At 54.1% G+C, this 19,537-nt stretch carries 18 protein-coding genes; 13 read left to right on the plus strand and 5 right to left on the minus strand.

Annotation, left to right across the window (positions count from 1 at the left end; genetic code table 11):
- Positions 1 to 285 precede the first annotated feature (285 nt).
- From pilB to yacG, 5 genes are read left to right on the plus strand one after another with little or no spacing between them, the layout of a single operon-like run.
- The gene (gene pilB / locus LGT44_RS11185) at positions 286 to 1,983 is read left to right on the plus strand and encodes a type IV-A pilus assembly ATPase PilB (protein ID WP_230332734.1); all 1,698 of its coding nucleotides are present in this window, start codon (positions 286 to 288) and stop codon (positions 1,981 to 1,983) included.
- A 48-nt stretch (positions 1,984 to 2,031) separates the two neighbouring features.
- On the plus strand, positions 2,032 to 3,258 hold the full coding sequence (locus LGT44_RS11190) for a type II secretion system F family protein (protein ID WP_230332733.1): 1,227 nt from the start codon (positions 2,032 to 2,034) through the stop codon (positions 3,256 to 3,258).
- Positions 3,255 to 4,133, plus strand: coding sequence for a prepilin peptidase (locus LGT44_RS11195; RefSeq protein WP_230332732.1), 879 nt, complete (start codon positions 3,255 to 3,257; stop codon positions 4,131 to 4,133). Before LGT44_RS11190 ends, LGT44_RS11195 begins: the two co-directional genes overlap by 4 nt.
- Positions 4,134 to 4,149: 16 nt before the next feature.
- Positions 4,150 to 4,749 carry a dephospho-CoA kinase gene (gene coaE, locus LGT44_RS11200; protein WP_230332731.1) on the plus strand — a complete coding sequence of 200 codons (600 nt, stop codon included), beginning with the start codon at positions 4,150 to 4,152 and terminating at the stop codon, positions 4,747 to 4,749.
- Positions 4,750 to 4,803: 54 nt separating this feature from the next.
- Positions 4,804 to 5,004, plus strand: coding sequence for a DNA gyrase inhibitor YacG (yacG, locus tag LGT44_RS11205; RefSeq protein WP_145469683.1), 201 nt, complete (start codon positions 4,804 to 4,806; stop codon positions 5,002 to 5,004).
- A 56-nt stretch (positions 5,005 to 5,060) separates the two neighbouring features.
- Here yacG and LGT44_RS11210 read toward each other — a convergent pair whose 3' ends face one another.
- Both LGT44_RS11210 and LGT44_RS11215 read right to left on the minus strand, forming a co-directional pair.
- Positions 5,061 to 6,017 carry a DUF808 domain-containing protein gene (locus tag LGT44_RS11210; RefSeq protein ID WP_230332730.1) on the minus strand — a complete coding sequence of 319 codons (957 nt, stop codon included), beginning with the start codon at positions 6,015 to 6,017 and terminating at the stop codon, positions 5,061 to 5,063.
- A gap of 18 nt (positions 6,018 to 6,035) precedes the next feature.
- Positions 6,036 to 6,572, minus strand: a complete 537-nt coding sequence (locus tag LGT44_RS11215) for a PadR family transcriptional regulator (protein WP_230332729.1) — start codon at positions 6,570 to 6,572, stop codon at positions 6,036 to 6,038.
- Between the two features lie 150 nt (positions 6,573 to 6,722).
- Between LGT44_RS11215 and LGT44_RS11220 the strand changes: the two genes are divergently transcribed.
- Positions 6,723 to 8,411 (plus strand): phytoene desaturase family protein, encoded by a 1,689-nt coding sequence (locus LGT44_RS11220; RefSeq protein ID WP_230332728.1) that lies wholly within the window; start codon positions 6,723 to 6,725, stop codon positions 8,409 to 8,411.
- Between the two features lie 152 nt (positions 8,412 to 8,563).
- On the opposite strand, the gene LGT44_RS11225 is transcribed toward LGT44_RS11220, so the two are convergent.
- The 3 genes from LGT44_RS11225 to LGT44_RS11235 all read right to left on the minus strand — a co-directional run bounded on the left by LGT44_RS11225 (position 8,564) and on the right by LGT44_RS11235 (position 11,826).
- The gene (locus LGT44_RS11225; protein WP_225692237.1) at positions 8,564 to 8,989 is read right to left on the minus strand and encodes a copper chaperone PCu(A)C; all 426 of its coding nucleotides are present in this window, start codon (positions 8,987 to 8,989) and stop codon (positions 8,564 to 8,566) included.
- An 84-nt stretch (positions 8,990 to 9,073) separates the two neighbouring features.
- Positions 9,074 to 11,062: a bifunctional diguanylate cyclase/phosphodiesterase gene (locus LGT44_RS11230; protein WP_230332727.1), complete on the minus strand. Its 1,989-nt coding sequence runs from the start codon at positions 11,060 to 11,062 to the stop codon at positions 9,074 to 9,076.
- A 2-nt stretch (positions 11,063 to 11,064) separates the two neighbouring features.
- On the minus strand, positions 11,065 to 11,826 hold the full coding sequence (locus LGT44_RS11235) for a transglutaminase-like cysteine peptidase (protein ID WP_225692235.1): 762 nt from the start codon (positions 11,824 to 11,826) through the stop codon (positions 11,065 to 11,067).
- Positions 11,827 to 11,895: 69 nt separating this feature from the next.
- Between LGT44_RS11235 and LGT44_RS11240 the strand changes: the two genes are divergently transcribed.
- From LGT44_RS11240 to purH, 7 genes are all read left to right on the plus strand, one after another.
- On the plus strand, positions 11,896 to 13,497 hold the full coding sequence (locus tag LGT44_RS11240; RefSeq protein ID WP_145469690.1) for a diguanylate cyclase: 1,602 nt from the start codon (positions 11,896 to 11,898) through the stop codon (positions 13,495 to 13,497).
- Between the two features lie 134 nt (positions 13,498 to 13,631).
- Positions 13,632 to 14,081, plus strand: a complete 450-nt coding sequence (gene aroQ / locus LGT44_RS11245) for a type II 3-dehydroquinate dehydratase (protein WP_145469691.1) — start codon at positions 13,632 to 13,634, stop codon at positions 14,079 to 14,081.
- A 1-nt stretch (position 14,082) separates the two neighbouring features.
- Positions 14,083 to 14,973, plus strand: coding sequence for a 50S ribosomal protein L11 methyltransferase (gene prmA, locus LGT44_RS11250; protein WP_225692234.1), 891 nt, complete (start codon positions 14,083 to 14,085; stop codon positions 14,971 to 14,973).
- A gap of 9 nt (positions 14,974 to 14,982) precedes the next feature.
- Positions 14,983 to 16,269 carry a DUF3426 domain-containing protein gene (locus tag LGT44_RS11255; protein WP_230332726.1) on the plus strand — a complete coding sequence of 429 codons (1,287 nt, stop codon included), beginning with the start codon at positions 14,983 to 14,985 and terminating at the stop codon, positions 16,267 to 16,269.
- 147 nt (positions 16,270 to 16,416) lie between these two features.
- Positions 16,417 to 17,406, plus strand: coding sequence for a tRNA dihydrouridine synthase DusB (gene dusB, locus LGT44_RS11260; RefSeq protein ID WP_145469693.1), 990 nt, complete (start codon positions 16,417 to 16,419; stop codon positions 17,404 to 17,406).
- Complete coding sequence (gene fis / locus LGT44_RS11265; RefSeq protein WP_145469694.1) at positions 17,403 to 17,735, plus strand: DNA-binding transcriptional regulator Fis; 333 nt, start codon at positions 17,403 to 17,405, stop codon at positions 17,733 to 17,735. The genes dusB and fis overlap by 4 nt, the downstream gene beginning before the upstream one ends.
- A 70-nt stretch (positions 17,736 to 17,805) precedes the next feature.
- Positions 17,806 to 19,437, plus strand: a complete 1,632-nt coding sequence (purH, locus tag LGT44_RS11270) for a bifunctional phosphoribosylaminoimidazolecarboxamide formyltransferase/IMP cyclohydrolase (RefSeq protein WP_230332725.1) — start codon at positions 17,806 to 17,808, stop codon at positions 19,435 to 19,437.
- The last annotated feature ends 100 nt before the right edge of the window (positions 19,438 to 19,537 follow it).

Consider the following 19,537-nt stretch of genomic DNA (forward strand, 5'->3'; position numbering starts at 1 on the left):
TCCTGTTGTCGATGCTGCACGCCCACAAACCATTGGTTGGGTTGCAACAGCGACTGGTGGTAACATTGTCGGCGGCATAGATTTGGCTGGTGTGGCCTGTAAGTGGCTCAATGAGAACGTAAATGCTGATTGGCTGTAATTTATAGCTGATGTGGTAAATCACCCCGCTCCGGCGGGGTTTTTTATTGCCTGCGTAAACCCTGTTACCATGCCCAATCTCTGGCTAATCCCCACGCCCTCTGGTATGTTCTGATACAAAAAGCACAATGCCTTTGGGGAATTTCTATGGCCGTTTTGACCGGCTTACCACGCCGTATCGTTGAGCAGAATCTGGTGAACAGCCAGCAGGCTCAGGAAATCATCAATAAGGCAAAGCAGGACAAAATCAGTTTTGTTGCCGCCGCTGTTGCATCGGGTTACATAAAGTCACGTGCTATTGCGCTGTTGGCTTCTGAAGAATTTGGCCTCCCCCTGCTGGATCTCAGCGCCTTTGATTTTGACCTGATGCCCAAAGATCTGGTCAGCCGCGAACTGATCGAAAAGCACCGGGTTCTGCCATTGTTTCAGCGCGGAAACCGCCTTTTTGTCGCACAGAGCGACCCTTCAGCCATGCTGGCAATCGATGAAATAAAGTTCAATACCGGCATGACTGTTGAAGCGGTACTGGCTGAAGAAGATAAGCTGGGCAGTGCTGTCGATAAGTTTCTGGCCGCTAACGACAACAACTTTGGCGACCTGGATGGCGACCTGGACGACGTTGATCTGGAAGACCCCGACGCACGAGATAAAACCCAAGACACGGAAAAAGATTCCTCTGGCGACGATGCCCCGATTGTACGTTTCGTGAATAAAATGCTACTCGATGCTATTAAAGGCGGCGCCTCCGATATCCACTTTGAACCTTATGAAAAGCGTTACCGCGTACGCTATCGTACCGATGGTATGTTGCATGAAGTCGCCAGCCCACCGGTTAACCTTGCCGGTAAGATTGCTGCGCGTTTAAAAGTGATGTCACAGATGGATATCTCTGAGCGACGCGTTCCCCAAGATGGCCGCATCAAGATGAAGCTGTCCAAAACCAAGGCCATCGATTTCAGGGTAAACACCCTGCCAACCCTTTGGGGCGAAAAAATCGTACTGCGTATTCTTGATCCTTCTTCGGCCAAACTGGGGATTGATATGCTCGGCTATGAAGCCGATCAGAAAACCCTCTATCTGGATGCCCTGGCCAAGCCTCAGGGGATGATTTTGGTTACCGGCCCGACCGGTTCCGGTAAAACGGTATCTCTGTATACCGGTCTGAATATCCTTAACGTGGAAGGCACCAATATATCCACTGCCGAAGACCCGGTGGAAATTAACCTCGAAGGTATTAATCAGGTAAACGTGAACGCCCGCGTCGGCCTCGACTTTGCAGCGGCTCTGCGTTCCTTCCTGCGTCAGGACCCGGACGTGGTGATGGTGGGGGAAATCCGGGATCTGGATACCGCCTCCATCGCGATTAAAGCGGCCCAGACCGGTCACTTAGTGCTTTCCACACTACACACTAACAGTGCTGCCGAAACCCTGACCCGTCTGGCCAATATGGGCGTGCCCTCGTTCAACATTGCAACCTCCGTCAGTCTGATTATCGCTCAACGATTAGCACGCCGACTTTGCCCAAATTGCAAGGTTCCGGCAGAAATACCCAAGGAGCTGCTTTTGGAAGCGGGCTTTACGGATGAGCAACTGCAAACCGCTGAGATTTATAAACCGGTCGGCTGTGAGCAATGCAAAGGGGGCTACAAAGGCCGTGTCGGTATTTATGAAGTAGTTAGAATAACCGATGCCATCTCCCGTATTATCATGGAGGGCGGTAACTCGATTGAGATTTCTGATGCGGCGCGCAAAGAAGGCTTTAACGATTTGCGTACATCAGCGCTGCAAAAGGTTGCCCAAGGGGTTACCAGCCTGGAAGAAGCTAACCGGGTAACCACCGACTAAGTTTTACGGCAGCCTTTGTGCTGCCCATAGCATGGATACAACAGCACAATGGCTAAGCAAATAAAGAACAGCGCCTTTGCCTGGGAAGGCATCAATCGCCGCGGCCAGACTATTAAGGGCGAAATGAGTGGCCAAAATGCAGCGATGGTCAAAGCCCAATTGCGCAAACAGGGCGTTAATCCGCTGAAAGTCCGCAAAGTTGCCCAACCCTTACTAGGACTGGGGAAGGGCAAAAAAAAGATCAAATCGGCCGATATCACCTTTTTTACCCGTCAGATGGCTACCATGATCAAAGCCGGCGTTCCTTTGGTGCAATCGTTTGATATCGTGGCCGACGGTATTGATAACCCTTCAATGAAAGAGTTGATTCTGGGTCTGCGCGATACCGTATCTGCCGGTAATGATTTTGCCTCAGCCCTGAAGCAACATCCTGAGTATTTCGATGATCTGACCTGTAACCTGGTTGAGTCCGGTGAACAAGCTGGTGCACTTGAGGCCATGCTGGAAAAAGTGGCCATTTACAAAGAGAAAACTGAGATTCTGAAAGCCAAAATCAAAAAAGCGATGACTTACCCTATTGCTACTCTGGTGGTGGCATTTGTGGTTACCGCTATCCTGTTGATTAAGGTAGTACCAACCTTTGACGATATGTTCCGCAGTTTTGGTTCACAACTGCCGGCACCGACACAGTTTGTGGTTTATCTGTCCGAACAGGCACAAGCCTATTATCTGCACGTACTGGGCGTTCTTGCCGTTGCCGGGGTGTTCTTTTCACAGGCAATGAAACGCTCTCCCACCTTTAGAAATAGTTTTGAACGCTTCACGCTCAAATTACCGGTTTTCGGCGATCTTATCCGTAAAGCAGCCGTAGCCCGCTACGCCCGGGTTCTGTCGACTACCTTTGCTGCCGGTGTGCCATTGGTAGAGGCACTGGAATCCGTTGCCGGTGCGGTAGGCAATGTTGTTTATCGCGAAGCCGTACTGAAAATCCGTGATGAAGTATCCTCTGGCCAGCAGATGCACTTTGCGATGCGTTCGACCGGTGTGTTCCCCAATATGGTGGTACAGATGACTAGTATCGGTGAGGAGTCCGGTGCTCTTGATGCCATGCTGGATAAAGCCGCCACTTATTTCGAAGATGAAGTGGATAACGCCGTCGACAACATGACCGCTCTGCTTGAGCCGATGATTATGGCGTTCCTCGGTGTGGTAATCGGTGGTCTGATCATCGCAATGTACCTGCCAATCTTCGAGATGGGTAAAGCCGTAGGATGAAACTACTGCAACTGCTGGCCGACAACCTTATCTGGCTGGCTATTTTTATCGCGCTGTTCAGCCTGCTCATCGGCAGTTTCCTCAACGTCGTTATCCTGCGCTTTCCGGTCATGATGTTCCGCAGCTGGAAGCAGGATTGCCTGGAAATGGACAGCAATCTGCCCAAGCACCCGGCCATTGATGATCTGAGTAAGCCCTTCAACCTGTTAAAGCCTGACTCACACTGTCCCAAATGTCAGGCTCCAGTCAGGGCCTGGCAGAATATTCCGGTGCTGAGCTGGGTCTTGCTGCGCGGTAAGTGTGCCGGTTGTGGCACCCCTATAGGCCTGCGTTATCCGGCGGTGGAAATTGCCACCGCCATTCTAAGTACGGCGTTATTACTGGTGTATCCCTGGGGCTGGCAGCTGGCCGCTATGCTGGTGTTTACTTGGTTGTTAATCAGCATGTCGGTGATTGATATCGACCATCAGATTTTGCCCGACACAATGACGTTAAGCCTTCTGTGGCTGGGCCTTATGGTCAACAGTCAGGGATTATTTACCGATCTGGAAAGTGCCGTATACGGCGCTGCTGCAGGCTATCTGGCATTGTGGAGCGTGTTCTGGATCTTCAAGCTGGTTACCGGCAAAGAGGGAATGGGTTACGGTGACTTCAAACTGCTGGCCGCCCTTGGCGCCTGGCTCGGCGTTCAAAGCCTGCCGCTGATCATCCTGCTCTCTTCCGTGGTGGGCGCTGTGGCTGGTATTGCCGGCATTATTATTCTCGGACGGGACAAAAATGTTCCGATTCCTTTTGGCCCCTATCTGGCCGCCGCTGGCTGGATTGCCGCCCTCTGGGGCAATGACATCAGCCAGTGGTATCTGAGCCGTTTCTGACAGGTAATAATCAGCGATGTGGGTTTTGGGTTTAACCGGTGGAATTGGCAGCGGCAAAACCGCTGCCAGTGACTTTTTTGCCGGCAAAGGTATTACTGTGGTCGATGCCGATATTGTCGCCCGCGAAGTTGTTGAGCCTGGCCAGCCGGCATGGCAGGCAATCAAGGAGCATTTCGGCGAACAGGCACTGCTGGCGGACGGTAGTCTTAATCGTGCCTGGCTGCGTGACAAAGTTTTCTCCGAGCCGGACGAACGTAAGTGGCTGGAATCCCAGACCCACCCGCGCATCCGCGACAGCATTATCCGCCAGTTGCAGCAAGCGACCTCTGCCTATGCCATTCTGGTCTCGCCCCTGTTGTTCGAATCCGGCCAGGCATTATTAACACAACACACACTGCTGATTGACGTGCCAGTCGATATTCAGATTGCACGGGCCACCTCCCGCGACCAGAATAACGCCGATCAGATCCGCCGTATCATCGCCGCACAAATGCCTCGCGATGAACGCCGTGCACGCGCCGATGATATTGCCGATAACAGCCTGGGGCTGGCTGAACTGCACCAGCAACTGGAACTGTTACACAACAGCTACCTGTTGCGTGCCGCCTCACGATAAAATAGCCAGCAACAGCGCTGACTGACATGCGATTAGCAAACCTGCGAGAACCCAATGAAAGTAAACTGCCCGACCTGTAAAAAAGACGTGGAATGGATTGCGGAAAACAAATACCGTCCATTCTGCTGCGAACGCTGCAAGCTGATTGATCTGGGCGAATGGGCCAGCGAAGGTCATGCCATTCCCGGCAAACCGGCCGACGAAGTGCTGATGTCGGAAGAATGGCAGCAGGAACAGAATAAGCCATACAACTGATTATCCTGCGGCCAGCTGCAGAGAAGCCGGCCGCTGAATAAGGGAAAATACCAACCTTACTGAACAGCCGCAGCGTTTTTCCCGCGCAGTTTCTCCCACACAGCCATTACACCCACCAACACCGCTCCGGCCAGCAATCCCACCAGCAGGTTAAATACCAGCGGCAGTAATGCACTGCTGATATCCGCCAGCCATGGCAGCGTTGTGCCCCAGCTGTGAATCGCCCAACCGGATGCAGTATGCGCCAGATGTTCCAGCTGTGGTACGCCGTGCATCAGAATACCGCCCCCCACCAGAAACATCGCCAGCGTGCCGACCACCGATAAGGTTTTCATCAGCCACGGAGCCAGTATCAGCAGCCCGCGACCGATACTCTGCAGCAGGCGATTGCTGCGTTCACTGAGATACAGACCGGCGTCATCCATTTTCACAATCGCCGCCACCAGGCCATAAACGCCAAAGGTAAACAGCAGGGCTAAGGCCGAGACAACCAGCACCTGGGTGGTAAAACTGGCCTGAGCAACCGAGCCCAGCGTAATCACAATAATTTCTGCCGAAAGAATAAAGTCGGTGCGTATCGCGCCTTTGATTTTACCCTGCTCAAACGCCAGTAAATCTTCAGAGCCATTAAGCAACGCCTGCTGCAATTGCTGTTTGCCAGCTTCCGCCTCTTTGCGGTGTAAAATGCTGTGCAGCAGTTTTTCAACGCCTTCAAAACACAGATAAGCGCCGCCAAGCATCAGCAGAATCATTACCGCCCAGGGAGCAAACGCACTGATCAGCAGTGCCGCCGGAACCAGAATCAGCTTGTTCTTCAATGAGCCTTTGGTAACCGCCCACACCACCGGCAACTCACGCTCGGCACGTATACCGGAAACCTGCTGCGCATTGAGCGCCAGATCATCCCCCAGCACGCCACTGGTTTTCTTGGCCGCCATTTTCGACATCACAGCCACGTCATCCAGTACCGTGGCAATATCGTCCAGCAGCGCTAATAAACTTGCACCCGCCATTGTTGTTCCTTTTTCAATTTATTGGTGATTCAGAAAAGCGTCGACTTCATCTGCCCAGTCGAGCCAGGCCTGCACGGACAGAATGCCGCGACGCAAAGTAAGGTATGGAAAGCGGTAACGCTGCCGCTCAGTTTCAGGCAACGCCAGATAATGCTGTTCAATCGACAACAGCGCTGCCCGGTTCTGCTCATACAGTTTACGGTGATGGGCTATATCCGCACGGATAGCGTCCGCTTCACGTAAATGGCCGCCATACAAACGCACCAGCAGGCTGTCATTGACCTTCTGCGGCTTGCTGGTTTCAGCCAGCCAGTCAAGCAAGGCATCATGGCCCGCCAGCGTTAGTTCGTACACCTTGCGGTCCGGCTTCCCCTGCTGCGGCTCGGTGCGCAGCGCCAGCCAGCCGGCTTCGTGCATCCATTTAAGCTGCTGATAAATTTGCTGATGACTGGCATTCCAGAAATAGCCCATATGCTCACGGAAACGCTTCAGCAGGTCATAGCCTGAGCCAGGCTCGGTTTCCAGCAACACCAGAATGGCGTGTTTCAGCGACACTGTGTTCTCCTTAATTTTCGCCGTCATTCTACCTGTCCGGACTTGCATCGCCTATGCGGGCGGGATAATCTGACAGCCATATGCAACTTTTTGCATAAATAGATCGCAATAACAATAACAAAACACCAGCCCCATCCGGAGGAGCACCCCATGAGCAAGGTCAAAGTAAGAACCGGCACCCGCTTTCGCGCCAATCGCGCCGACAGCCATTACGATGTGATTGTGATTGGCTCCGGCATGGGCGGCCTGACAACCGCCGCCTTCCTGTCCTTACTGGGCCAGAAAGTCGCGGTTCTTGAACAGCATTACACCGCCGGAGGCTTTACCCATGCTTATGACCGCGAAGGTTTTGAATGGGATGTGGGCGTGCACTACATCGGTGAAGTGCATAAGCCCTCTACCCTGCGCCGGGTATTTGATGTGGTCAGCGAAGGACGTCTGCAGTGGGCGGAAATGGAGCCCGAATACGACCGCATTATTCTCGGCAAAGAAGAATATGGTTTTGTTGCCGGCCGGGATAACTTTGCCGCCATGCTGAAAGAACGCTTCCCAGAGGAAGCTCAGGCGATTGATCGTTACATCGAACTGATCCGTGAAATGAGCCGCAAGACCCCGCGTTTTTTTGCCGGCCAGGCGATGCCCCCCTTGCTCGCACGGGCCTATAACCTCATTCGTCCGCTGCTTCTGCCGAAAGAATTTTTCCAGACCACCCGCGAAGTGCTGGAAAATCTCACCAGCAATCAGCAATTAATTTCGGTACTGACCGGCCAATGGGGCGATTACGGTCAGACGCCTACAGACGCCGCCTTCATCATGCACGCTTTAATCGCCAAGCATTATCTGGCCGGTGGTGCCTATCCGGTTGGCGGCGCTTCGGCTATTGCCCGCACTATTATTCCGACCATTCAGAAATCCGGCGGCGAAGTCTTTACCTACGCCGATGTCGACGAAATCATCGTGCGTAATAACCGCGCCTGTGGCGTGCGCCTGGCCAATGACACCGAGCTGACGGCCGGTCGAGTGGTCAGTAACGCCGGCTTCTGGAATACCACCCAGCGCCTGCTGCCCGCCGACGTGCGGAAAAAACTGGGCACCGAACGCTGGGCCAAACAGGTGCAGCGTTCAAGCGCTCATTATTGTATTTATGCCGGCTTTGAAGGGACCGCCGAAGAGCTGGGCTTAAACACAACCAACCTGTGGATTTACCCAAGCGCCGACCACGAAGGCAATCTGCAGCGCTACTATGACGATCCGGAGCAGGAATTTCCGGTCGTATATATTTCCTTCCCATCGGCCAAAGACCCCGACTGGAACAACCGCTTTCCGGGTAAATCCACCGTCGAAATTGTCACAGTTGCCAAGCACGAATGGTTCAGTCAGTGGAGCGGCAGCACCTGGAATCAGCGTGGCGAAGAGTACGAAAATATCAAAACCCGTGTCAGCGAGCGTCTGCTGGAAAAACTCTACCAGCGTCTGCCGCAGTTACGCGACAAACTGGTGTTTCAGGAATTATCCACACCGTTGTCGAGCGACTGGTTCCAGAAAAGTACGGCCGGTGAAATCTATGGCCTTGATCACTTTGTCGATCGTTTTAAAAAGCCGTTTCTGCATCCGGTTACACCGGTTAAAAATCTCTACATGACAGGTGCCGATGTGATGACCGCAGGCGTGGGTGGCGCTTTAATGGCAGGCATGATGACCGCCTGTGCCATGCAGGGACGTAAAGCCGGAGAGGTATTAAAACTGCTGAAAGAATGGCAGCCATCTCAGCCTGATGAAACGGAAACCACCAAAGAAACAACCGCCAAGAAAAATGCCGGGCAAACTGAAACAGCCTGAGCTGGCAGTGTTTTAACGACAATTTATCGTTCCCAAGCTCCGCGTGGGAGCCTGATGATGGACAATAATAAGCAATAAAAAACGCGCCCTGTAAATATTCCTGATGAATACTTAATGGGCGCGTTTTTTATTGGGTTTAAATGTCGGGGAATTTATTTAAGACTGCGTAACTCAGCGCTGGCGGTCTGACACTCACCATCATCGAAACACAGGGTTAATGGCAGCGGTTCCGTCAAAGGTAACTGCAGCTTAAACAACATCAAATGCAGACCACCAGGCTGCAGTCTCACCGTTTCGCCGGCCGGGATAGTCAGCGACTCCAGCTGACGCATACGCATCACGCCGTTATCATGCAAGTGGGTGTGTATTTCAATAATTCCCGCCCAGTCAGCACTGACACTGATCAGTGTTTTATCGGTGGCTGACGTATTAGTGAGCGTCATAAATGCTGCACTCATATAGCGCCCGGGAATGGGCTCTCGCACATAAGCACCGCTCACATCCAGCGGTTGAGACAACGCTATTACAGAGCCCGTCAGTCCCAACAGCAATACCAAAACAGCAGTCATATTACGCATAAAAATTTCTCCGCACGACAGCGTATAAACTGGGCGCATTGTACTGGTTACAGCCTATGGATACAGAGGCAAAATGTCGCAGCCTTAGTCATCGTCTGCCGGTAATTGCCAGGCATGAGCATCTGCCATTGTCGCCAGCGGCTTGCTGAAGAAATAACCGCTCATGCCATCCACGCCGGTCTGGCGCAGTACGCTGACATCATCGGCTTCTTCAATACCTTCGCCAAGAATCAGCAGATCCAGGTTGTGGGCAATCTGCACCATCGACTGGATAAAGAAACGATGATCCTGCGCCTGATGCAGGCCGCGGTTAAAGCTGCCATCAATACGGATATAATCCAGCGGCAAACGCTGCAGGTAAGCAAAGGCCATGCTGCCGGTACCCACCTGATCAACGCCAAGAGTTACGCCAAAAGGTTTCAGCTGTATAGCCAGCCGGGCCAGAGCAGTTTCGATACCGGTCAGGGATGATTCCGGTACTTCCAGTGCAATATGAGCCGCCAGCGCAGGTGAAGCGCGGAATAACTCCACCAGCCACTGGTGGAACTGTTCATCCAGGACTGAGGCCGGCGAAATATTAATGCAATAGCGAATACCTTTCTGCGGGGCATGCTGCTCCAGTAAAGCCAGTACCTGGGCAACAATACTGGCATCGTAACGCGCGGCCAGCTGGTGCTGCTCAACCATTGGCCAGAACCGTGCAGCCGACAGCGTTTCCCCCTGCCAGACGATGCGGCTAAATACTTCAAACTGCAGCAAGCGGCGATTGCGGTTGCTGATCACCGGCAAAAACTGCAACTGCAGCGCTCCCGCCTCCAAAACACCGGTCAATAACTCGCGCCACTCACCGGCCGTCCACTCCTGAATCCCGCTACTGCTATCGCTGCGGTACAGCTGTGCGCGGCCTTCCGGTGAGCGCTGCGCCTGGCGTAAAGCCGCATCAGCACAACTTAACGCCTGCACCGGGTCGTCCTGCACACCTTGCAGAAACACGCCACCCAGATGAAAAATCAGCTCTTTGCGACGCGACAGAACACTGGTCGCCAGCTGACTGAACATTTGCTGCAATAAGGCATCGGCCTGAGCCTGATCAGCACAGGGAATATAAAGCGCAAAATCACTGCCGGAACGGCGGCCAGTGAACGCTGCGGGATATTCCTGCAAACAGCGTTGCAACCCGGCTCCCAGCATGTGCAGAACATCATCCACCAGCTGCCGTCCCTGCGACTGATTCAGCTCGCTCAGATTCTGCAGCTGCAGCAGCATCAGCACACCACTGTGCTCTTCCCCGCGCTGCAGAATATGTTGCAAGCGCTGATCAAAGCCACGACGATTAAGCAAACCACTGACATTATCGTTAAACGACTCAGCCCGCAGCTGCTCTGTCATCGCCGATTGTTCGGTGAAAATGCTTTGCAGCTTCTGCACCATTTTGTTCATCGCCAGAACCATGCGCCGCAGCTCACGTGGGCGCGGAATCTCGGTCTGTACCTGCCACTGCCGTTCACAGATGGCCAGCGCCTGACGCTCGACCCGTACCAACGGCCGGAACAGCCAGTTCAGCAGCAACTGCAACAGAACCAGCGTAATCACCAGCACCCACGAGAACCAGATCAGCTCGGCGCGCACCATCGCCCACAAATCGCGGTAAGCAAAATCACTGTGACTGACAACACGTACAGTTCCCAGACGCTGCCACTGACGGGTAACATCCGCTTCTGCCGGAATCATTTCCAGCCCAACCCAATGCATAAACCAGCGCGGCGCTGGTAAATCCCCCGGCGTATCGCGGCTGCGGCGATAGATGGGCTCATCGTCGACCCGCTGCAATTCGATCTCTGCAAAAAAACCACGGTCAAACAGCACATCCATCAGACGGGTTAACTGCACCTCGTCATCAGCCGCTACCTGAGACATGGATAAAGCCAGAGAAGTCGCCGCATCATAAGCCCGGGCATTCAGCTGCTGCTGAAAATAATCACGGCCATTCATAACCATCACCAGCAGATTACCAGCCAGTAAAATAACAACCAGCAAACCGGTGAGCAGGGAAAATTGTTGTCGCAATGTCATTGTTATAAGTCCATTCCCAGTTGGTTCATGCGGACACGTAAATCTGTCCATAAATCGAGCTTATTCGGATTCCCCATACGAATCCCTTCGCCCTTCATACGCTCCAGCCACATACCATCGCCATTAAAACTGTAAACCGGCGATAAATCACCGCGCTCACTGGCCGGAGCAATAATGCCGATCAGATTATCCAGCACCAGAGGTACCGCATCCGGCGTGGGAAAATAGGTTAACACCATGTGCGCCTGATTCAGACGGATCGCCTTCACATAAGTGATACGCAGTTTACTGGTATCCACGCCCAGCTTGCGCAACGAGTAATATTTGGCAATCACATAGTCTTCACAATCGCCACCATCACTGCCCAAAGCTTCATAAGGTGTGGCCCAGTAGTCATCCATGCCCCAGTGTTTCTCATCGCTGACAAAGCGCAACTTGCGGTTAAAAAAATCATTCACCCCTTTAAGCTTGTCGGCCTCGGTAGCGTCCGCCAGTCCATGTAAAACCTGTCGCCAGGCGTCAATCCGCGCCGCCGCAGGAGCGTCATACTGCTGCTGCGCCTTTTGGGTCAGAGACTCAGGGACCCAGCCTTCAGTATCCGCATACAGTCTCTCCTGCCCGGAAAAATGCCAGCACAGCGAAACAAGCAACACCCATGGCAGCCACCTGAGGTAGTCCGGCTGACGACGGGAGCAAAACACAATGATGGAGAAATCCATGCGCAGACAGGCAACCAACAGATAAAAATTGTTACCATTAAGCATAGACAGACAACATGAGTCCGGCGCAGAAACTGCTACTCTTAGAACATCTGTAGCTAAGAAGTAACACTGATGACGGATAACCTGAGCCCTGCAGCCCGCCTAAAACAACACTTCTCCTTCCGGGTTATTAATCAGGTTCGTCAGGTTATTGATCTCTGGCGCCAGCTGCCGGCACAGCACTGGAGTGCTGAGCGCATGATGGATTTCACCCTTGCGGTAGAAAAGCTGGTGCGTTTTGCACAACGTTTTGAAGCTGCCCGGCATGAAAAACTGGCCCGTCAGTTATTATCCACGCTGGCCCATATCGCCGTTGGCCACAGCCCCGACAGTGCCCAGCTGGAAAGCCTCAATCAAACAATTATCGCCCTCAGTAAAACGGCATTACGCCATACCGACGATAAAAACGCAGACACCCTGATTCCGGAAAAAAAGCCGGTTTATATTGCCCTCAGTAATACCGACCACGCCCTGACCATGGCCGAGCAGATGCAGTACTTTGGCTTACGTCCTGAGCTGCAGCGCACCGCCCATGACTTTGCCCAGGCACTGGAACGACGTCATCCCGCGGCCGTGGTGCTGGATCTCGACTTTGCCGGACCCGGTCAGGGACTGGAGCTGGCGCAGAGCCTGCAGCAAAGCCGTGAAAATCCGCTGCCGGTACTGTTCACCTATCGTGAAACACCGCCAACGCTGGAACAACGTCTGGCGACTCTGCGCAACGGAGGCCTGGGAATTTACGAAGAAATGGACGTCCAGTCGGTCATCGGCCATCTGGAAAACCTGCTCGACAGCACCCCCGATGTACCCTTCAAAATTCTTATCATCGACGACTCCCGCGCACAGGCAACCCATACCGCCAACGTACTGAATAAAGCCGGTATGGTCACTCAGGTCGCTAACGACCCTTTGCTGGTACTCGATGTTCTTAGCGGATTTACACCGGATCTGATCCTGATGGATATGTATATGCCCGGCTGTAATGGCATGGAGCTGGCTAAAGTGATCCGTCAGCAACGTGAATACATCAACCTGCCCATCATTTATCTGTCCGGCGAAGAAGACCGCGAACGCCAGTTAGCCGCCATGGCCGAAGGCGGTGATGACTTTTTAACGAAGCCCGTCGATTCCGGACATCTGCTTACCACCCTGCGTAACCGTGTCAGCCGTGCCCGCCAGCTACAGAATCTGATTGCCTGTGACAGCCTGACCGGCCTGCTGAATCATACCCACCTGCTGGGGGCCCTGCAGGATGCCATGCGCAAAAATGAAGATGTGCCTATCAGTTTTGTCATGGTCGACATTGATCACTTCAAACAGGTCAATGACCGCTATGGTCATCCGGCCGGTGATCTGGTGATCCGCAACCTGTCACTGTTCCTGCGCCAGAGCCTGCGCAAATCCGACCCTATCGGCCGCTATGGCGGTGAAGAGTTCGCCATCATCCTGCTCGACGCCACCGCCCAGCAGGCTCGCCAGATCATGGACGATATCCGTCTCAACTTTGCCAACCTGATTCATGATGGCCAGTCACTGCGCGTGACCTTCTCCTGCGGTATCGCTGAATGGAGTGGCCAGAGCATCAGCGAACTGGTCGCTGCCAGCGATCAGGCGTTGTATCGCGCCAAACGTAACGGCCGCAATCAGGTGCAGACCGCCGAGCAAGGCGAATAACCAGGCTATCCCCGCCAGAACTGGACGCTCGCCGGCTTTTTCGGCAAACTCGCGGGCTTTCGGGTCATATCGGCCGGCCTGCCTACAGGCGCCTGCCGTCTGCGATCCTATTTCTTCATTTCAGGGGAATCATCATGGCAAGCATTCTGGTATTGCAGGGGCCAAATCTGAATCTGCTGGGCAGTCGTGAACCGCATATATACGGCTACACAACCCTCGCCGATATTGAGCAGCAGCTGAGCCAGCACGCCAGCGCCGCAGGCTTTACCCTGGAACAATTCCAGAGCAACGCTGAGCATGAGCTGATCAACCGCATCCATGCCGCACGCACAGACGGCACGGCCTTTATCCTGATTAATCCGGCCGCTTTTACCCATACCAGTGTCGCCCTGCGCGATGCACTGGCCGGCGTTGCCATTCCTTTTATCGAAATTCATATTTCCAATGTCCATGCACGCGAAGCCTTCCGCCATCATTCCTATCTGTCGGATATTGCCGTCGGAGTGATCGCCGGACTCGGTGTGCAGGGCTATGACCTGGCGTTGCAGGCGGCCATCAGCCGTTTAAACGCGGAGAACGTATAACATGTCCTGGATTCAGATCCGTATTCACGCCACACAGGCCGATGTTGAAGCGGTTGAAAATGCATTACTGGCCGCCGGTGCCTTATCGGTCACCCTGCAGGATGACGCTGACCAGCCGATTCTCGAACCCGAGCTGGGCACCACGCCTATCTGGGATAAAACCCAGATCATCGGCCTGTTTGATGCCAATCAGGACAGCGATGCCCTGCTGGAGCAGATTGCCCTGATGTATGCCGCCGAAGGCGGTACTGCACTGCCTGAACACAAGCTGGAACTGGTGGAAGACAAAGACTGGGTTCGCGCCTGGATGGACGATTATCATCCGATGCCATTCGGCAAGCGCTTGTGGGTCTGCCCAAGCTGGCGCGAGCCGCCACAAGCAGATGCCGTTAACCTGATGCTCGACCCGGGGCTGGCCTTTGGTACCGGCACCCACCCGACGACCGCGTTGTGTCTGAAATACCTCGACGGCGCGGTTGAAGGCAACGAACTGGTCGTCGACTACGGCTGTGGCAGCGGTATTCTGGGGATTGCCGCCCTGCTGCTTGGCGCAAAACATATGATTGGCGTCGACATCGATCCGCAGGCACTGACTGCCACCCGCGATAATGCCGAACGTAATGGTATTGATGCCAGCCAGTACGAAATCTATCTGCCGGAAGCGACGCCGGTAGTACAGGCGGATATGACAGTAGCCAATATTCTCGCCGGACCATTAATGAGCCTCGCGCCGCACATGGCGGAACTGACCCGTACGGGTGGTAAACTGGCTCTGTCCGGCCTGCTGGCCGAGCAGGCAGACGAAGTCTCGGCCTGTTATGCTCAGTGGTTCATCATGAACCCGGCGGAACAAATGGGTGATTGGGTTATTCTTACAGGGATTAAACGTTAAGGATCTGTCATGGCTGTTCACGTAACCCGCTGCCCACATTGCCAGACCAGCTTTCGCGTTCGCGATGAGCATCTGAATGCTGCCCGTGGCATGGTGCGTTGTGGCTCCTGCCTGCAGGTTTTTAAAGCTGCCGAACACTTTATTCAGGAAGGCGCTGCGGCCGCGGTAGCCGTACAGCCCAAGACGGATACGGTAAAAGCCCCGGCGGCCCCTCAGGCCCGTCCAGCCAGCAAACCCGCCGCCAGTCAGCCAGCGATTGAAGAAGATGACGATGATACCGGTCTGATCCACGATGATATGGACGATGACCCTATCTCTGACACCCTCGCCGACGATCCGTTTACCGACTTCAATCTGCGCGCTCCCGAAAAGCAGAAACGGCCCAAACCCCGTATTGAACTGGAAATGGACGATTCTATTTTCAGCCTGCGTAACGTCAGCAACGACACCCTCGATTTCTCTGACATGGATGCAGAGGACGAAGGCAAAATTAAGGACGATGATGAGTCCTGGGCCAATGCCCTGCTGAATGACGATGACGACAGCATCCGGCAGATGAAGGAAGAGAAAGTTACCTCCTCACGCCTGAAACTGAGCGGCAACGACGAATTCAACTTCGACCTGCCACCACCGGAAGAAGATGACTTCCACGGTTTCCTCGATGACGAAGACGATACCGATCAGCACCACAACCGGAATGACTTCACCCTCGGCGGTGATGATGGCCTGCAAACCGAAACACTGGAAATCAGCCTGCCAGCCAGCAGCATTGCCGGATTACAGGAAGAACCCCTGCAGCTGGCGAAAAAGCGCCGTCGCAGACTCCCCTGGGGCTGGCTCACCGGGATCATACTGATGCTGGTCGCAGCCGCTGCGCAGACGCTGTATTTCCAGTTCGACAACTGGGCACGCACCCCACAATGGCGTCCTTATTACGCTCAAATCTGCGCTGCTATGGATTGCCGCCTGCCGAAAATTCAGAACATCCGCGAGATGACAACTCAGCATCTGGTTGTCCGGGCACACCCTGACCTGCAGCGTGCGCTGGTCGTCGACACCCTGCTGCTGAACAAAGCCGCTTACGAGCAGCCCTTCCCGGATCTTACTCTGGTATTCCGTGACCTTAACGACAATATCGTCGCCAGCCGCCAGTTTACCCCGGCTCAGTATCTGTCCGGTGAACTGGCAGGACAACACGATATGCCAAGCCAGGCACCGATTCATATCGCACTGGAAATTGTCGATCCTGGCCCGGAAGCCGTCAGCTATGCCATCCAGATTGTAGGCAACCAATAATTCCCGGCGGTCAAGCGGCCGCCGTCAGAATTTTTCACACTATTCATACAAAAGCAGCCAACTCCCCCTTTATTCAGCAGGGGGTTATGAGTATCATACCGCGACTTTTTCGCAGCACATTTTTTGATCAGATTTCAGCGGTTTCGCATGCCTTCGATTGGCCCTTACACACTACCCAATCCAGTAGTTCTGGCGCCAATGGCAGGGGTAACTGACCGTCCGTTCCGTCAGCTCTGCCGCCAGTTAGGTGCCGGCCTGGTGGTCGGCGAAATGGTGTCATCCAGTCCGGATGTACGCCATACGCGTAAATCACAGCTGCGTCTGGATCACACCGGCGAACCGGAACCGATTGCGGTACAGATCGTCGGCGGAGACCCGGAAATCATGGCTCAGGGCGCCATATTTAATGTTGCCAACGGCGCCCAGATCATCGACATCAATATGGGCTGTCCGGCCAAGAAGGTCTGTAACAAGGCTGCCGGTTCAGCGTTGCTGAAAGATGAAGCTTTGGTGAAGGACATATTACAGGCGGTCGTCGGCTCTGTTGATGTACCGGTCAGCCTGAAAATCCGCACTGGCTGGGATCCGGACAACCGCAATGGCGTGCGCATTGCCCGTATTGCCGAAGACGCCGGCATTGTCTCACTGGCGGTACATGGCCGTACACGGGCCTGTGGTTACAGAAATACCGTCGAATACGACACCATCCGCGCGATCAAACAAAGCGTTGGAATACCGGTGTTTGCCAACGGTGATATCACCAGCGCCCGCAAAGCCTTCGAGGTAATGCAGTACACCGGCGCAGACGGCGTGCTGATTGGCCGCGCCGCTCAGGGTCAACCCTGGATTTTCCGCGAAGTGGCCCACTATCTGGCCACCGGCGAAGAGCTTCCTGCCCCACAACTGCAGGAAGTCGAACAGATTTTATTAAGCCACCTGGAAGCGCTGTACGAGTTTTACGGCGACTTTCTGGGCGTACGGATCGCCCGCAAGCACGTCAGCTGGTACCTCCAGTATCAGAACGGCGACAGCGATTTCCGTACCCGCTTTAACCGGCTGGAAGGCTGTACCGAGCAACAACAGGCGGTGCAGCAGTTTTTTAAGGATACGATCCGGAAGAAGGAATTGGCAGCATGAACACCGATACATTGAACAGCGAAGTAATCGAAAGAAGGAAGGTTGAGACAGTGACCGATTCAGCAGACTTGCAGCAATATCTGCGCACCCCGTTAGAAGCGACACAAACCCTGCGCGACAGTGTGGAAAAAGCACTGCAAAACTACTTTGACCATCTTGATGGTCAGGCCGTAGTCGATATCTACGACATGGTATTATCCGAAGTGGAAGCCCCACTGCTGGAAACTGTCATGAAGTACACCCGTGACAACCAGACCAAAGCTTCCGTTGTGCTCGGCCTGAACCGCGGCACACTGCGTAAGAAACTGAAGCAGTACGGCATGCTTTAAGACTTATCCTGAATACTCAGCGGCTTTGTGGCCGCTTTTTCTTTTTTAAAAACATAGAAAACCTGACCATATGAGCAACTTTATTCCTGCCAACGAGATCCCCGCGGACATCACCCCTGTACGCCGAGCCCTGATCAGCGTGTCGGATAAAACCGGAATCGTCGAATTCGCCCAGGCCCTGCAGGCGGCTGGTGTTGAAATTCTGTCCACCGGCGGTACTTACAAGCTGCTGATCGAAAACCAGATTCCGGCGGTTGAAGTATCGGATTACACCGGTTTCCCGGAAATGATGGATGGCCGGGTAAAAACCCTGCATCCGAAAATTCACGGCGGAGTACTGGGCCGTCGTGGTCAGGACGATGATGTGATGGCCGAACACGGCATCAACCCGATTGATCTGGTCGTGGTTAACCTCTATCCGTTCGCCGCCACCGTTGCCAAAGAAGACTGTCATCTGGCACTGGCGATTGAGAACATCGATATCGGTGGCCCAACCATGGTGCGTTCCGCCGCGAAAAACCACGCTTATGTGGGTATCGTGGTGAACAGCAGCGACTACAGCAAGGTGCTGGAAGACCTGAAAGCACACAACGGCCTGACCTACAAAACCCGTTTTGGTCTGGCGCTGAAAGCCTTCGAACACACCGCCGCCTACGACGGTATGATTGCCAACTATCTGGGCACCATCGACCAGAACGCGGAAGTACTGAGCACTGATAACCGTCTGGCCTTTCCGCAGACCTTCAACAGCCAGTTCATCAAAGCGCAGGACATGCGTTACGGCGAGAACCCGCATCAGAACGCAGCATTCTATGTTGAAGCCAACCCGGCCGAAGCCTCAATCGCCACCGCCAAGCAATTGCAGGGCAAAGAACTGTCTTACAACAACGTGGCCGACACCGATGCTGCGCTGGAGTGTGTAAAGTCTTTCGTTAAGCCTGCCTGTGTAATCGTCAAACACGCCAACCCTTGTGGTGTGTCCGTGGTTCCGGAAGAAGACGGCGGCATCCGTAAAGCCTACGACCTGGCTTACGCAACGGACAGCGAATCCGCCTTCGGCGGCATCATCGCCTTTAACCGCGAACTGGATGCCGACACCGCCAAAGCCATCGTTGACCGTCAGTTTGTCGAAGTCATCATTGCTCCTAAAGTGAGCGCTGAAGCCGCCGCCGTAGTGGCCGCCAAGCAGAACGTGCGTCTGCTCGAATGTGGCCAGTGGCCAGCAGAACGTGCCGCCGGTCTGGATTACAAGCGCGTTAATGGTGGCCTGCTGGTGCAGGATCGCGATAACGGCATGATCTCCGCCGATGAACTGAAAGTCGTGACCAAGCGTGCTCCGACCGAAGCCGAACTGCACGATCTGATTTTCGCCTGGAAAGTCGCCAAGTTCGTTAAATCCAACGCCATTGTTTACGCCAAAAACCGTCAGACCGTGGGCGTAGGCGCCGGTCAGATGAGCCGTGTAAACTCAGCCCGCATCGCCGCTATTAAGGCCGAACATGCCGGTCTGGTGGTTGAAGGTGCGGTAATGGCATCCGATGCCTTCTTCCCGTTCCGCGACGGTATCGACAACGCCGCGGCTAATGGCATCAAAGCCATTATCCAGCCGGGTGGTTCGATCCGTGATGAAGAAGTGATTGCTGCAGCCGATGAAGCCGGCATTGCGATGGTGTTTACCGGAATGCGTCACTTCCGCCACTAAGTGGGTTGAAAGCGATTGCGCTCGCTGTAGCGGCGCTCATAACGCTTTCTGACGCAGGGGCGCGTAAATGAAATAAAAATCCGTAGGAGCGGGGCCAGCC

The organism is Thalassolituus alkanivorans (genome assembly GCF_020447205.1).
GTDB classification, from domain to species: Bacteria; Pseudomonadota; Gammaproteobacteria; order Pseudomonadales; family Oceanobacteraceae; genus Venatoribacter; species Venatoribacter alkanivorans.